The organism is Stutzerimonas chloritidismutans (genome assembly GCF_020783375.1).
GTDB classification, from domain to species: Bacteria; Pseudomonadota; Gammaproteobacteria; order Pseudomonadales; family Pseudomonadaceae; genus Stutzerimonas; species Stutzerimonas kunmingensis.
This window is the reverse complement of record NZ_CP086067.1, coordinates 2,788,022-2,803,404: the sequence shown is the minus strand read 5'-3', so window position 1 is coordinate 2,803,404 and position 15,383 is coordinate 2,788,022. Positions and strand designations below refer to the sequence as shown.

At 57.7% G+C, this 15,383-nt stretch carries 8 protein-coding genes, 2 tRNA genes and 3 rRNA genes; 11 read left to right on the top strand and 2 right to left on the bottom strand.

What is annotated here, in order from left to right; genetic code table 11:
* Positions 1 to 431: 431 nt before the first annotated feature.
* From LLJ08_RS12890 to rrf, 5 genes are all read left to right on the top strand, one after another.
* A 16S ribosomal RNA gene (locus tag LLJ08_RS12890) occupies positions 432 to 1,968 on the top strand.
* A gap of 91 nt (positions 1,969 to 2,059) precedes the next feature.
* Positions 2,060 to 2,136 (top strand) — tRNA-Ile (locus tag LLJ08_RS12885).
* A gap of 30 nt (positions 2,137 to 2,166) precedes the next feature.
* Positions 2,167 to 2,242 (top strand) — tRNA-Ala (locus tag LLJ08_RS12880).
* 253 nt (positions 2,243 to 2,495) lie between these two features.
* Positions 2,496 to 5,386, top strand: a 23S ribosomal RNA gene (locus tag LLJ08_RS12875).
* 133 nt (positions 5,387 to 5,519) lie between these two features.
* Positions 5,520 to 5,635, top strand: a 5S ribosomal RNA gene (rrf, locus tag LLJ08_RS12870).
* Together the 16S, 23S and 5S rRNA genes with 2 tRNA genes alongside form the textbook arrangement of a ribosomal RNA operon.
* A 479-nt stretch (positions 5,636 to 6,114) precedes the next feature.
* Here rrf and LLJ08_RS12865 read toward each other — a convergent pair.
* The gene (locus tag LLJ08_RS12865) at positions 6,115 to 7,509 is read right to left on the bottom strand and encodes a class II fumarate hydratase (RefSeq protein WP_228208939.1); all 1,395 of its coding nucleotides are present in this window, start codon (positions 7,507 to 7,509) and stop codon (positions 6,115 to 6,117) included.
* Positions 7,510 to 7,655: 146 nt separating this feature from the next.
* Here LLJ08_RS12865 and LLJ08_RS12860 point away from each other — a divergent pair, with 146 nt between their 5' ends.
* From LLJ08_RS12860 to LLJ08_RS12835, 6 genes are all read left to right on the top strand, one after another.
* Positions 7,656 to 8,162 carry a DUF2059 domain-containing protein gene (locus LLJ08_RS12860; RefSeq protein ID WP_101275436.1) on the top strand — a complete coding sequence of 169 codons (507 nt, stop codon included), beginning with the start codon at positions 7,656 to 7,658 and terminating at the stop codon, positions 8,160 to 8,162.
* 11 nt (positions 8,163 to 8,173) lie between these two features.
* Positions 8,174 to 8,470 carry a BolA family protein gene (locus LLJ08_RS12855; RefSeq protein WP_014820626.1) on the top strand — a complete coding sequence of 99 codons (297 nt, stop codon included), beginning with the start codon at positions 8,174 to 8,176 and terminating at the stop codon, positions 8,468 to 8,470.
* A 127-nt stretch (positions 8,471 to 8,597) separates the two neighbouring features.
* A complete protein-coding gene (trhO, locus tag LLJ08_RS12850; protein WP_228207197.1) occupies positions 8,598 to 9,533 on the top strand; it encodes an oxygen-dependent tRNA uridine(34) hydroxylase TrhO in 936 nt (311 codons plus the stop codon).
* A gap of 78 nt (positions 9,534 to 9,611) precedes the next feature.
* Positions 9,612 to 10,211 (top strand): DsbA family protein, encoded by a 600-nt coding sequence (locus tag LLJ08_RS12845; RefSeq protein ID WP_104098210.1) that lies wholly within the window; start codon positions 9,612 to 9,614, stop codon positions 10,209 to 10,211.
* A complete protein-coding gene (locus tag LLJ08_RS12840) occupies positions 10,204 to 11,982 on the top strand; it encodes an ABC transporter ATP-binding protein (protein ID WP_228207196.1) in 1,779 nt (592 codons plus the stop codon). The genes LLJ08_RS12845 and LLJ08_RS12840 overlap by 8 nt, the downstream gene beginning before the upstream one ends.
* Before the next feature lie 235 nt (positions 11,983 to 12,217).
* Complete coding sequence (locus tag LLJ08_RS12835) at positions 12,218 to 14,170, top strand: methyl-accepting chemotaxis protein (protein ID WP_228207195.1); 1,953 nt, start codon at positions 12,218 to 12,220, stop codon at positions 14,168 to 14,170.
* Between the two features lie 45 nt (positions 14,171 to 14,215).
* Here LLJ08_RS12835 and LLJ08_RS12830 read toward each other — a convergent pair whose 3' ends face one another.
* Positions 14,216 to 15,259 carry a metal-dependent hydrolase gene (locus LLJ08_RS12830; RefSeq protein WP_101275440.1) on the bottom strand — a complete coding sequence of 348 codons (1,044 nt, stop codon included), beginning with the start codon at positions 15,257 to 15,259 and terminating at the stop codon, positions 14,216 to 14,218.
* Positions 15,260 to 15,383 lie beyond the last annotated feature (124 nt).

The window sequence follows — 15,383 nt, the reverse complement described above, 5'->3', positions numbered from 1 at the left end:
TGCGCCGGGCTGGCAGGGTGGCGGTTGAATCCTGTTAGCGGCTTCGGTCGGGTTGATCGGAAGCGGTTGAAAGAGGTGGTTGACAGCGGTTTTGAACGCTGTATGATTCGCCTCCCGCTAACGAGAGATGCAAGTTGATCTGAAGCGCAAGCGGTTGAGAAGAAAGAAAAACTTCTTCAAAAACAGCTTGACAGGTAACAAGGCTGCTGTAGAATGCGCGGCCTCGGTTGAGACGAAAGACTTGATCGAAACGCTCTTTAACAACTGAATCAAGCAATTCGTGTGGGTGCTTGTGAATGTAAGACTGATGGTCAGATAGATTATCAGCATCACAAAGCAACACTCGTTTATTCGAGAGTTACTCTTTACTTGTAAAGAGATTTGCGATTGCTGAGCCAAGTTTAGGGTTTTCTCAAAACCCAAGCAGTATTGAACTGAAGAGTTTGATCATGGCTCAGATTGAACGCTGGCGGCAGGCCTAACACATGCAAGTCGAGCGGATGAAGAGAGCTTGCTCTCTGATTCAGCGGCGGACGGGTGAGTAATGCCTAGGAATCTGCCTGATAGTGGGGGACAACGTTTCGAAAGGAACGCTAATACCGCATACGTCCTACGGGAGAAAGCAGGGGACCTTCGGGCCTTGCGCTATCAGATGAGCCTAGGTCGGATTAGCTAGTTGGTGAGGTAATGGCTCACCAAGGCGACGATCCGTAACTGGTCTGAGAGGATGATCAGTCACACTGGAACTGAGACACGGTCCAGACTCCTACGGGAGGCAGCAGTGGGGAATATTGGACAATGGGCGAAAGCCTGATCCAGCCATGCCGCGTGTGTGAAGAAGGTCTTCGGATTGTAAAGCACTTTAAGTTGGGAGGAAGGGCATTAACCTAATACGTTAGTGTTTTGACGTTACCGACAGAATAAGCACCGGCTAACTTCGTGCCAGCAGCCGCGGTAATACGAAGGGTGCAAGCGTTAATCGGAATTACTGGGCGTAAAGCGCGCGTAGGTGGTTTGTTAAGTTGAATGTGAAAGCCCCGGGCTCAACCTGGGAACTGCATCCAAAACTGGCAAGCTAGAGTATGGCAGAGGGTGGTGGAATTTCCTGTGTAGCGGTGAAATGCGTAGATATAGGAAGGAACACCAGTGGCGAAGGCGACCACCTGGGCTAATACTGACACTGAGGTGCGAAAGCGTGGGGAGCAAACAGGATTAGATACCCTGGTAGTCCACGCCGTAAACGATGTCGACTAGCCGTTGGGATCCTTGAGATCTTAGTGGCGCAGCTAACGCATTAAGTCGACCGCCTGGGGAGTACGGCCGCAAGGTTAAAACTCAAATGAATTGACGGGGGCCCGCACAAGCGGTGGAGCATGTGGTTTAATTCGAAGCAACGCGAAGAACCTTACCAGGCCTTGACATGCAGAGAACTTTCCAGAGATGGATTGGTGCCTTCGGGAGCTCTGACACAGGTGCTGCATGGCTGTCGTCAGCTCGTGTCGTGAGATGTTGGGTTAAGTCCCGTAACGAGCGCAACCCTTGTCCTTAGTTACCAGCACGTTAAGGTGGGCACTCTAAGGAGACTGCCGGTGACAAACCGGAGGAAGGTGGGGATGACGTCAAGTCATCATGGCCCTTACGGCCTGGGCTACACACGTGCTACAATGGTCGGTACAAAGGGTTGCCAAGCCGCGAGGTGGAGCTAATCCCATAAAACCGATCGTAGTCCGGATCGCAGTCTGCAACTCGACTGCGTGAAGTCGGAATCGCTAGTAATCGTGAATCAGAATGTCACGGTGAATACGTTCCCGGGCCTTGTACACACCGCCCGTCACACCATGGGAGTGGGTTGCTCCAGAAGTAGCTAGTCTAACCTTCGGGGGGACGGTTACCACGGAGTGATTCATGACTGGGGTGAAGTCGTAACAAGGTAGCCGTAGGGGAACCTGCGGCTGGATCACCTCCTTAATCGAAGACTTCAGCTTCTTCATAAGCTCCCACACGAATTGCTTGATTCACTAGCGAAAAGCGATTGGGTTTCGACCCGAGAGAGACGATTGGGTCTGTAGCTCAGTTGGTTAGAGCGCACCCCTGATAAGGGTGAGGTCGGCAGTTCGAATCTGCCCAGACCCACCAATTGTCATGGGATGTGGCCGATCTGTAGATGGGGCCATAGCTCAGCTGGGAGAGCGCCTGCTTTGCACGCAGGAGGTCAGCGGTTCGATCCCGCTTGGCTCCACCATTAACTCGAAAATCGCTGAAAGCTCAGAAATGAGTGCTGCTTACGCATCCTGTGATGTGTGAGGGTATTGATTTCTGGTCTTTGCGCCAGAACTGTTCTTTAAAAATTTGGGTATGTGATAGAAGTAGATTTGAGTGGTCACTTTCACTGGTGATTATTCAAGTCAAGGTAAAATTTGCGTGTTCTCTATGCAAATTTTCGGCGAATGTCGTCTTCACGTTATAGACAGTAACCAGATTGCTTGGGGTTATATGGTCAAGTGAAGAAGCGCATACGGTGGATGCCTTGGCAGTCAGAGGCGATGAAAGACGTGGTAGCCTGCGAAAAGCTTCGGGGAGTCGGCAAACAGACTTTGATCCGGAGATGTCTGAATGGGGGAACCCAGCCATCATAAGATGGTTATCACACACTGAATACATAGGTGTGTGAGGCGAACCAGGGGAACTGAAACATCTAAGTACCCTGAGGAAAAGAAATCAACCGAGATTCCCTTAGTAGTGGCGAGCGAACGGGGATTAGCCCTTAAGCTTCTTTGATTTTAGCGGAACGCTCTGGAAAGTGCGGCCATAGTGGGTGATAGCCCTGTACGCGAAAAGGTCTTAGAAGTGAAATCGAGTAGGACGGAGCACGAGAAACTTTGTCTGAATATGGGGGGACCATCCTCCAAGGCTAAATACTACTGACTGACCGATAGTGAACCAGTACCGTGAGGGAAAGGCGAAAAGAACCCCGGAGAGGGGAGTGAAATAGAACCTGAAACCGTATGCGTACAAGCAGTGGGAGCCTACTTTGTTAGGTGACTGCGTACCTTTTGTATAATGGGTCAGCGACTTATTTTCAGTGGCGAGCTTAACCGAATAGGGGAGGCGTAGCGAAAGCGAGTCTTAATAGGGCGTCTAGTCGCTGGGAATAGACCCGAAACCGGGCGATCTATCCATGGGCAGGTTGAAGGTTAGGTAACACTGACTGGAGGACCGAACCGACTACCGTTGAAAAGTTAGCGGATGACCTGTGGATCGGAGTGAAAGGCTAATCAAGCTCGGAGATAGCTGGTTCTCCTCGAAAGCTATTTAGGTAGCGCCTCGTGTATCACTGCTGGGGGTAGAGCACTGTTTCGGCTAGGGGGTCATCCCGACTTACCAAACCGATGCAAACTCCGAATACCAGCAAGTGTCAGCACGGGAGACACACGGCGGGTGCTAACGTCCGTCGTGAAAAGGGAAACAACCCAGACCGTCAGCTAAGGTCCCAAAATCCTGGTTAAGTGGGAAACGATGTGGGAAGGCTTAGACAGCTAGGAGGTTGGCTTAGAAGCAGCCACCCTTTAAAGAAAGCGTAATAGCTCACTAGTCGAGTCGGCCTGCGCGGAAGATGTAACGGGGCTCAAACCAGGTACCGAAGCTACGGGTTCAACGCAAGTTGAGCGGTAGAGGAGCGTTCTGTAAGCCTGTGAAGGTCAGTTGAGAAGCTGGCTGGAGGTATCAGAAGTGCGAATGCTGACATGAGTAACGACAATGCGAGTGAAAAACTCGCACGCCGAAAGACCAAGGGTTCCTGCGCAACGTTAATCGACGCAGGGTGAGTCGGTCCCTAAGGCGAGGCTGAAGAGCGTAGTCGATGGGAAACGGGTTAATATTCCCGTACTTCTAGTTACTGCGATGGGGGGACGGAGAAGGCTAGGCCAGCAAGGCGTTGGTTGTCCTTGTTTAAGGTGGTAGGCAGAGATCTTAGGTAAATCCGGGATCTTAATGCCGAGAGCTGATGACGAGCTTTCTTTTAGAAAGCGAAGTGGTTGATGCCATGCTTCCAGGAAAAGCCTCTAAGCTTCAGGTAACTAGGAACCGTACCCCAAACCGACACAGGTGGTTGGGTAGAGAATACCAAGGCGCTTGAGAGAACTCGGGTGAAGGAACTAGGCAAAATGGCACCGTAACTTCGGGAGAAGGTGCGCCGGTGAGGGTGAAGTATTTACTACGTAAGCCCATGCCGGTCGAAGATACCAGGCCGCTGCGACTGTTTATTAAAAACACAGCACTCTGCAAACACGAAAGTGGACGTATAGGGTGTGACGCCTGCCCGGTGCCGGAAGGTTAATTGATGGGGTTAGCGCAAGCGAAGCTCTTGATCGAAGCCCCGGTAAACGGCGGCCGTAACTATAACGGTCCTAAGGTAGCGAAATTCCTTGTCGGGTAAGTTCCGACCTGCACGAATGGCGTAACGATGGCGGCGCTGTCTCCACCCGAGACTCAGTGAAATTGAAATCGCTGTGAAGATGCAGTGTATCCGCGGCTAGACGGAAAGACCCCGTGAACCTTTACTATAGCTTTGCACTGGACTTTGAATTTGCTTGTGTAGGATAGGTGGGAGGCTTTGAAGCGTGGACGCCAGTTCGCGTGGAGCCAACCTTGAAATACCACCCTGGCAACTTTGAGGTTCTAACTCTGGTCCGTTATCCGGATCGAGGACAGTGTATGGTGGGTAGTTTGACTGGGGCGGTCTCCTCCTAAAGAGTAACGGAGGAGTACGAAGGTGCGCTCAGACCGGTCGGAAATCGGTCGTAGAGTATAAAGGCAAAAGCGCGCTTGACTGCGAGACAGACACGTCGAGCAGGTACGAAAGTAGGTCTTAGTGATCCGGTGGTTCTGTATGGAAGGGCCATCGCTCAACGGATAAAAGGTACTCCGGGGATAACAGGCTGATACCGCCCAAGAGTTCATATCGACGGCGGTGTTTGGCACCTCGATGTCGGCTCATCACATCCTGGGGCTGAAGCCGGTCCCAAGGGTATGGCTGTTCGCCATTTAAAGTGGTACGCGAGCTGGGTTTAGAACGTCGTGAGACAGTTCGGTCCCTATCTGCCGTGGACGTTTGAGATTTGAGAGGGGCTGCTCCTAGTACGAGAGGACCGGAGTGGACGAACCTCTGGTGTTCCGGTTGTCACGCCAGTGGCATTGCCGGGTAGCTACGTTCGGAAGAGATAACCGCTGAAAGCATCTAAGCGGGAAACTTGCCTCAAGATGAGATCTCACTGGAGCCTTGAGCTCCCTGAAGGGCCGTCGAAGACTACGACGTTGATAGGTTGGGTGTGTAAGCGCTGTGAGGCGTTGAGCTAACCAATACTAATTGCCCGTGAGGCTTGACCATATAACACCCAAACAATTTGGCTGTTAGACGGAAAGTCGACAAACAGACCGAAAATCTGCACGAACACGCAATACCAATTCATCACATACCCGATTGGCTGCAGCGGCTAAACCCCGAGGCAGCAACTGAATTGCTTGACGACCATAGAGCGTTGGAACCACCTGATCCCTTCCCGAACTCAGTAGTGAAACGACGCATCGCCGATGGTAGTGTGGGGTCTCCCCATGTGAGAGTAGGTCATCGTCAAGCTCCTTTCCCAAACCCCCGACCCGCGTAAGCTGGTCGGGGGTTTGCTTTTGGGACAGAGAAAGGTATTGAACTATGGGGAGAGCATTTAGCGCGTGCCTAGGAAGTGCCTTCCGCCAACCCTTCAATTGCATTGCTGCATTGCTGCATTGCTGCATTGCTGCATTGCTGCATTGCTGCATTGCTGCATTGCAAGCTTATAAAGTTCATTCAGGTCGGATGCTTTGGGGGTAGTGTTAAAAGAAGCCAGCCCCCGACAACCACGTAGCGTTCAGTCCTAACACCCCCGAAGTGCTGGAGCAGAGCCAGCCGTTGGGTCTTGGCCGGCACTAGCTAATGCTTGAGCTGGAGCCGCCCGCAGCTGTCGTCTAGATACATTGCTCCGGCCGGTCTTAGGCAGCCCCAGCCGGCACAGCGCGCGACCTAAGGTTCGCGGCAGGCGTGTTGAGAGCACACAGCAGACAGACGCTTCCGCTACACCGTTATTCCCTTTGTCCGGCTTCAAGCATCGTCTCTGGACGAACCCATTGATCGAACTCCTCGCTGGTAAGGTAACCAAGCTCCATGGCTGCTTCGCGCAATGTGGTGCCTTGCGCATAGGCCTTCTTGGCGATTTCAGCTGCCCGGTCATAGCCGATGTGAGGATTCAGTGCGGTTACCAGCATCAGCCCGCGTTCCAGATGCTCGGCCATACGCGCCGGGTCCGGCTCTAATCCGGAAATGCAATGAGCGTTGAAGTTGCGGCATCCATCGGACAGCAGTTGGACCGATTGGAGCAGGTTATGAATGATCACCGGCTTGAATACGTTCAATTGCAGATGTCCTTGACTCGCTGCAAAGCTGATCGCCATGTCATTGCCCATGACCTGGCAAGCGAGCATTGATAAGGCTTCGCATTGGGTTGGATTGACCTTGCCGGGCATGATCGAACTTCCTGGTTCGTTGGCTGGCAATCGCACCTCAGCGAATCCCCCGCGCGGACCGGAGCCGAGCAGACGAAGATCATTGGCCAACTTCATCAACGCGACGGCCAGCGTCTTCAGCGCACCGGACATCGCGACCAGCGGCTCATGTCCGGCCAGCGCGGCGAACTTGTTTGGGGCAGAGACGAAGGGGAGGCCCGAGAGAGCGGCCAGCTCCGCTGCGATGGCTTCGGCGAAGCCGTGCGGCGAGTTCAAGCCGGTGCCTACCGCAGTACCCCCCTGCGCCAGTTCATAAACAGCCGGCAGGCACTGACGGATCGTGCGTTCGGCGATATCGAGCTGCGCGACGAACGCCGACATCTCCTGGCCGAAGGTAATCGGAGTTGCATCCATCAGATGGGTGCGTCCGGTCTTGATCAGCTTATTGTGTCGCACTGCAAGCTCTGCCAGTCCACCGGACAGTTCTGCAATGGCAGGCAGAAGTTGGCTGTGCACGGCTTTGGCGGCCGCAATGTGCATTGCTGTCGGGAAGCAGTCGTTGGAGCTCTGCGCGCGATTAACGTGATCGTTCGGATGGACTGGCGCCTTGCCGCCTCGGTTGCCGCCGGCCAGCTCGTTGGCGCGACCCGCGATCACCTCGTTGACGTTCATATTGCTCTGCGTGCCGCTGCCGGTTTGCCAGACGACCAGCGGAAACTGGTCGTCGTGCTGACCATGCAGAACCTCATCCGCGGCTTGCTCGATCAGGCGCGCGATGTCGGGTGGCAGATCACCAATTCGATTGTTTACACGCGCTGCAGCTTTCTTGATCAGCGCTAACGCATGCAGCACCTGGATCGGCATTCGCTCGCTACCAATCGCGAAGTTGCTCAGCGATCGCTGCGTCTGTGCGCCCCAGTAAGCCTGTTCCGGTACTTCGACTTGCCCCAGACTGTCGGTCTCTATACGCGTCATGCCATGCTCCTGCTCGATATTGCTGGTTAGGCTGCCCTGCGGCATCGGCAGTTCCGTAGCTTTGCCTTCGGCCGCTTGAGGCATTGGAACTCCGAGCGCAGAATGTGTCCATTGAGGGCTACCTATAGCCAGCCCAAGGATTTCCAATGTCGACTTTTCGTGTCCAGACCCTGCGCGCTGCAGCGCTGTTCATCTGTATCAGTTCATCGGCTTTTGCCGATAGTGCGAGCCATGCGGGAAGTGCAGAACGTTTTCTGCAGCTTGCCAATGCTGACCGGCTCGCCGTACCTGTTTATGCCCAAGTGCAGCAGATGTTTGCGCAGCGTTTTGCCGAAGCGCAGGCGCCAGATACCAAGAAGGCGCTGCTTGAGCGCTATCAGGCTCAGGCCAATACTGCGTTGGACAAGGCTATAGGGTGGGACAAGCTGAAGCCGGATCTGGTTGCTTTGTACACCAGCCAGTTCTCCGAAGCGGAACTGAATCAGCTGATCGATTTTTATGAGTCGCGACTCGGCAAGAAGATGCTCAGCAAGCTGCCGGAGCTCAATGCTCGCTCGGCTCAGCTTACCCAGGTCAAGTTGGAAAGCGCGGTGCCGGAAGTGAATAACCTGCTGTCCGAGATGACGGCCGAACTCGAGAAACAGAAGCCTTAAGAGACCCTGCTATGCGCAAGCTCGATTTGATCCAAGACGCCCTGCAAGCCTTGCAGCCCGAGCACCTTGAAGTGCTCGATGAAAGCCACACACACAGTCGCGGGCAGGAAACACATTACAAAGCCGTGATCGTCAGCGAGCAGTTCACCGGACTGAATTCGGTCAAGCGCCACCAAAAGGCTTATGCCGCGATGGGGGCACTGATGCAACAGATCCATGCCCTTGCGCTGCATACCTATACGCCTGAGGAGTGGGCGCAACAAGGCACGGCCCCGGCATCACCGGTTTGTGCTGGTGGGCATAAATAGCGCGCCGTCTCGCACGGGACCATTCTTGCCGTTCTTTGTTAGACTTCCTCCCCGCGCCGGCCCACGCCGGCGCTTTCGTTTGTATCCGGTCCACCCTTTACGCGGGTGACCACTGGCGGAAGTACCCATGACACGAAAAATCGTTGTGGCAGCGCTGTACAAGTTCGTATCGCTGCCTGATTACGTTGCGCTGCGCGAACCCCTGCTCGAAACCCTCACGCACAATGGCATCAAGGGCACCTTGTTGTTGGCCGAGGAGGGTATCAATGGCACGGTCTCCGGTACCCGCGAGGCCATCAATGCGCTGCTTGAATGGTTTCGGCTCGATGACCGCCTTACTGACATCGACCACAAGGAATCGTACTGCGACGAGCAGCCTTTCTATCGCACCAAGGTCAAGCTGAAGAAGGAGATCGTCACGCTCGGCGTTGAGGGTGTCGATCCGAATCGGCAGGTTGGAACCTATGTCGAGCCGCAAGACTGGAACGCACTGATCGCCGATCCGGAAGTGTTGCTGATCGACACCCGTAACGACTACGAAGTGGCAATCGGTACGTTCGAAGGTGCGGTCGACCCGAAGACCAAATCGTTCCGAGACTTTCCTGACTACATCAAGGCTCACTACGACCCGGCAAAGCACAAGAAGGTCGCAATGTTTTGCACCGGCGGCATTCGCTGCGAGAAGGCGTCGAGCTATATGCTTGGTGAGGGCTTTGAGGAGGTTTATCACCTCAAGGGCGGCATCCTCAAGTATCTGGAGGAGGTGCCGGAGACACAAAGTCGATGGCAAGGCGACTGCTTCGTGTTCGATAACCGCGTGACCGTGCGCCATGATCTCAGTGTCGGCAAGTTCGATCTATGCCATGCCTGCCGTACCCCGCTATCCGTGGAAGACCGGCAGTCGGAGCACTACGCTTCGGGTATCAGCTGTCCTCATTGCTGGAATACGCTGAGCGAAAAAACGCGCGCAGGTGCTCGTGAGCGGCAGAAACAGATCGAGCTGGCACGTCAGCGCAATCAGCCGCATCCCATCGGCCGCGACCTCCGAGAACTGGATCGCTGAAGCCAACTGGCCGTGCGTCGGCCCACCAGGTAGTTGTGGAGTCTCGAAGTGGCCCGACTGATCTATGTGATGGACCCAATGTGCTCATGGTGCTGGGGATTCGCGCCGGTAATGACGGCGCTGGCCGAGCAAGCCGCGGCTCAGGGCGTATCGCTAGAGCTGAGGGTGGGCGGGCTGCGTCGCGAGCAGGGCGTTATGGATCAGGCAGGGCGGCAGCGCACGCTGTCCTACTGGCAGGCCGTGCACTCGGCGACAGGTCAGTCGTTCAATCTGGATAAGGGCTTGCCTGACGCGTTGATCTACGACACGGAGCCCGCCTGCCGTGCGCTTGTCGCTGCTCGCAGCCTCGATGAATCTCGCGTCTGGTCGCTGTCATTGGCGATTCAGCAGGCGTTCTACCAGCACGGGTTCGATGTGACCCTGCCAGCGGTGCTGGTGGACCTGGCCGAGACCGCAGGTCTTTCGCGGAGTCAGTTCGCCGAGCGTTATGACGACCCGGCCACCAAGGCAACCACTGTGGCTGACTTCACCTGGGTCGAGAACCTCGGCATTGCCGGCTTCCCCACACTGCTGGCCGAGCACGAAGGGCAACTGGCGCTGGTCACCAACGGCTATCAACCGCTGCCTGCACTAAGCCCGCTACTGGAACGCTGGCTGGAGCGTAACGCCCATGCCTGACCAACTCAGCTGGGCAGAGATACGCCGGCTCGCATTGCACCATCGCAAAGCGCTGATCCTGGCGAATCTGGTTGCCGTGCTGGCGACGCTCTGCAGTGTGCCGATTCCGTTGCTGCTGCCGCTGTTGGTCGACGAGGTGCTGCTCGGAGCGGGCGACTCGGCGCTGCAGATCATGGATCGCTTTCTGCCTGCCAGCTGGGAAACCGCTGTCGGCTATATCGGGCTCATGCTCGGCGTGACCCTGGTATTGCGGTCTTCTGCGCTGGTGTTCAACGTGCTGCAGGCGCGCCTGTTCGCTCGGCTTTCGAAGGATATCGTTTATCGCATTCGCGTGCGCCTGATCGAGCGGCTCAAGCGCATTGCCCTGGCGGAATACGAAAGCCTCGGCGGCGGCACGGTGGCGGCGCACCTGGTCACTGATCTGGAGACCATCGACAAGTTCATCGGCGATACGCTCAGTCGTCTGCTGGTGGCCGTGCTGTCGATTTTCGGCACGGCGGCCATTCTGGTATGGATGCACTGGCAGCTGGCGTTGTTGATTCTCCTGTTCAATCCGCTGGTGATCTACGCCACGGTGCAGCTGGGCAAGCGCGTAAAGCACCTGAAGAAGCTGGAGAACGACAGCACGTCGCGCTTCACCCAGGCGCTCACGGAAACCCTCGACGCCATCCAGGAAGTGCGCGCCGGCAACCGGCAGGGTTTCTTCCTCGGTCGCCTGGGTTTGCGCGCGCGGGAGGTACGCGACTACGCAGTTGCTTCGCAGTGGAAGACCGACGCGTCCAACCGTGCCAGTGGCCTGCTGTTCCAGTTCGGCATTGACGTGTTTCGCGCCGCGGCAATGCTCACTGTGCTGTTTTCCGATCTGTCGATCGGCCAGATGCTGGCGGTCTTCAGCTACCTCTGGTTCATGATCGGTCCGGTGGAGCAACTGTTGAGCCTGCAGTACGCCTTCTACGCGGCCGGTGGTGCGCTGGGCCGCATCAACCAGCTGCTGGCGAGGGCGGACGAGCCGCAGTACGCCGGGGGACGCGATCCTTTCGCCGGCCAGACGACGGTGGCCATCGATGTTCGAGGTCTGCGCTTTGCCTATCAGGATGAACCGATTCTGGAAGGGCTTGATCTCAGCATCGCGCCGGGCGAGAAGGTCGCAATCGTCGGGGCCAGCGGTGGCGGCAAGAGCACCCTGGTGCAACTGCTGCTGGGCCTCTATCAGCCGCAGGCCGGTCAGATCCGTTTTGATGGCGTGCCACTCGAAGAAATCGGACTGAGCACCGTGCGCGACAACGTTGCAGTGGTGCTGCAGCATCCCGCACTGTTCAACGACAGCGTGCGAGCCAACCTGATGATGGGCCGCGAGCGAGATGACGACGCCTGCTGGCGGGCGCTGGAGATCGCTCAGCTGGCCGATACCATTCGTCAATTACCGAACGGTCTGGACAGCATCGTCGGCCGTTCCGGCGTGCGTCTGTCCGGCGGTCAGCGGCAGCGCCTGGCCGTAGCACGCATGATCCTGGCCGAGCCGAAGGTCGTGATTCTCGATGAAGCCACCTCTGCGCTGGATGCGGCGACGGAGTATGCCCTGCACCAAGGCCTCAATCGTTTCCTTCAGGGGCGTACGACGCTGATCATTGCCCATCGCCTGTCGGCGGTGAAACAGGCGGATCGCGTACTGGTCTTCGACGGTGGCCGCATCGCCGAAGACGGCGGCCACCAGCAGCTCATCGCCGAGGGTGGGCTTTACGCTCGGCTCTATGGGCACCTGCAGCACTAGCTGTCGCAGGCACGTCATTCACCCGCAGCGGGTCACCGAGTTCGCCGCTGGGGCTTGGCCGAAAGCCGCAGCTGATCCGCACCCATAGGTAGACATCCTGGCGTCGCCCGCGACAGGGGAAGGTCGTTGGCACTTACCGTCAGTCTTAAGGCGCCAAAAATATCCAGCCGCAACGCTCAACTATTAGTAATCTCTGCCGACTTCCCGTTCGTGCCTCTTTTGTGGAACTTCTCTGATGGAACCAGTGCTGAATTCACTCACTAATCTCTCGGTCGGCAAAAAGCTCATCGGTGGTTTCGGCCTGGTACTGCTGCTCACGCTTGGAGTGGCCGGTACCGGGTTCGTTGCCGTCGATGAAGTCCTTGGCCGGGCCCGGCAGATCGAGCAGCTTTCCAGCGTCAACGCCTCCATTCTGGCGGCGCGTGGTGCCGAGCGGGACTACGCGCTGACCCGTCAGTCGTCTTCGGCCGAGGCGTTGCATGGCTCGTTGCAGCAACTGAATCAGAAGCTCGCTGGCCTGACCACCAGCTCCGATGCCGCCGAGCGGGCCTATCTGACGCGGATCAGCCAGGGTGCGGATGAATACGCGCAAAAGTTCGACCGCTACATGCAGCTGATCGAGCGCGGCGTGGCGCTACGTACGCGGATGCAGGAGGCCGCTCAGGTCAGTCGCGAGGAGTTCGAGTTCATCGAGCTGGACATGTACGACGCGGTACGGGCGCTGCGGCTGGAGGGAGATCGGCTCAAGGGAAGCGATCCGCTGACCGTCGCCGAGGCGACTTCGGGCCTGACCAAGCAGATCCTGGACATGCGTACCCTGGAGAATGTCTACGTTGCCAACAGCTCGGATGAAGCAGCCACCAGCTGGAGCGACTTGCACGGGAACGTGACCACCATCGGCGGCAATCTCAAGATCTGGCTGAACGATGACCAGAAGGCTTCCATGGACAAGGCTCTGGCCGAGCTGGATCAGTACAGGCTGGCGTTCGACGAGTTTCGTCAGAATCGTAGTGAGCGCCTCGCGCTGGAACAGTCGATGGCCCAGCAGTCCGAAGTCGTGATCGCTGCTGCCGACGAGGCCTTGGCCAATGCCAGCAGCGCCATGCAGCAACAGAAAAGCAGCAGCTACATGTTGCTCGGCGTGATTGGCGCGCTGGCCATTTTCGTCGGCATGCTGGCCGCCACGGTGATCTCGCGAATGATCGTCGGCCCGCTTCGCAGCACCGTCCAGCAGGCCCAGCGGGTCGCCAGCGGTGATCTGACGTACTCCGCGGCAAGCGCGCGTCGTGACGAGGTCGGGCAACTGCAGAACGCCATGCACGACATGACCGAAAGCCTGCGCAATCTGATCGGCCGCATCGGTGGCGGCGTCAGCCAGATCGCTGCAGCCGCCGATCAGCTCTCCGCCGTGACTGCGCAGACCAGCGCCGGCGTACAGACTCAGCGCGTCGAGACGGAGCAGGTGGCCACCGCGATGCACGAGATGGCTGCGACGGTGCAGGAGGTTGCACGCAATGCCGAGCAGGCTTCCATTGCCGCGCGCCAGGCGGATCAGCAGGCGCGGCAGGGCGATCTGGTGGTGCAGGATGCCGTCGGACAGATCGGCAACCTGGCCGGCGAGGTGAATCAGTCGGCGCATGCGATCGAAGCGTTGCACGCCGAAAGTGGACGCATCGGTAGCGTGCTCGAGGTGATTCGAGCGGTTGCCGAGCAAACCAATCTGTTGGCACTCAATGCGGCCATCGAAGCGGCCCGTGCCGGCGAGCAGGGCCGCGGCTTCGCCGTGGTGGCTGACGAGGTTCGTGCCCTGGCGCGGCGTACCCATGATTCCACCGAGGAAATCGAGGGGCTTATCGCCAACCTACAGCGGGTTGCGCAGCAGGCGGTGGAGCAGATGCAGAGCAGCCGTGACCTGACTCAACGGACCGTAGATCTGGCCAACGAAGCCGGCGTCGCGCTTGGGCGCATCACGGAGTCGGTGTCGACCATCGAGCAGATGAACCAGCAGATCGCGGCAGCTGCCGAGCAGCAGAGCGCCGTGGCCGAGAACATTTCCGAGAGCGTGACCCGCGTGCGGGATATCGGTGACCAGAGCGCCAGTGCCACCGAGCACACCGCCAGTGCCAGCGCCGAGCTGGCACGCCTGGGACTGGAATTGCAGGAGCTGGTTCGTCAGTTCCGCACCTGACCCGCGTAGGGGTGTATGCGGCTCAAACTCCTTGAGCCGCTTTCTTCAGCGACCGCCGTTCAGTTCAGCGGCCCAGGCGGCCAGAGGCAGCGCTGGCTCCTGCTGCCAGATGCGCTGCCACAGGCTGACCAGGCGGCTCATGTCGCCCCGGTTGGCCGGCAGTCGTTCGGGTTGCGCGATAAGCTGCCAGCCTTCGGCAGAGCGCTCTGCCAGCGGAAAGCGGAATGGATGAAAGCCGGTCATGCCCAGCCGCAGGTCGGTCACCAGTAGCTGATCGCCATCCACGTCATAGCGCAGCACGTTTCCGGTAAACCATTTCAAGCGTTCGTGCTGCTCTGAGCCATTGAGCTCCGCGGCCAGCTGCGCGTTGCGTGGAAGCCGCACGAGGCTGGGTGGTGCAGCATCCCACCAGCTGACCAGCGTTTCGTAATAGTGCTCGCCATCCACCAGAATCACCCGCCACAGCAGGCTGTTGAAGGGTGTTGGTGTGCTGAACATCTGCTCCGCCTGGATCCCTTGGCTTGCCATGGTCGCCTGCACGCGGTGCTCGGCCATCTGTTTGCCGGCCAGGGTAAACCCCAGGTAACAGGTGGAAATGGCCAGGGCGTAGGCGGGCCATCTGGCCCTGCGTCCGCGCAGGCCAAACAGCAGACCCGCCAGCACCGCAATGAGCAGTGGCACGCTGTACAGGGGGTCGATGATGAACACGCTGGACCAGGCGATAGGAGGCGTGGTCAGTGGCCAGAGCAGCTGCGTGCCGTAGCTGGTGAAGGCGTCCAGCAGAACGTGAGTGATCAGCACCAACCAGATGCTGAGGAACAGTCGTGTAGCGGTGTATCGCTCGTCCGGGCGGAATCGCCTGATCAGCCAGGTCAGCAGAACGGCGAGCAGACTCAGCACGAACAACGAATGGCTGAAGCCACGGTGATAGGTCATGTTGGCGACCGCATCGCCGTAGTCGATGACCACATCGAGATCCGGCAGGGTGCCGAGCACGGCGCCGTAAGCGAGCGCCTTGCGACCCTGCCAGCGACCGAGCATAGCGCCTTGTACACTGGCACCGAGTAGAGCCTGGGTGATCGAGTCCATGTTCAGATCCGTTGGGGCGGGCGTTTACCTTAGCCGAACGGCTGCCGGCAGCTGACGGCCAATGTTCTAAAAAGTGTGTCGGCGGCGCGCAGGTCATAGGACAATCACCGACACCCATCGTCCG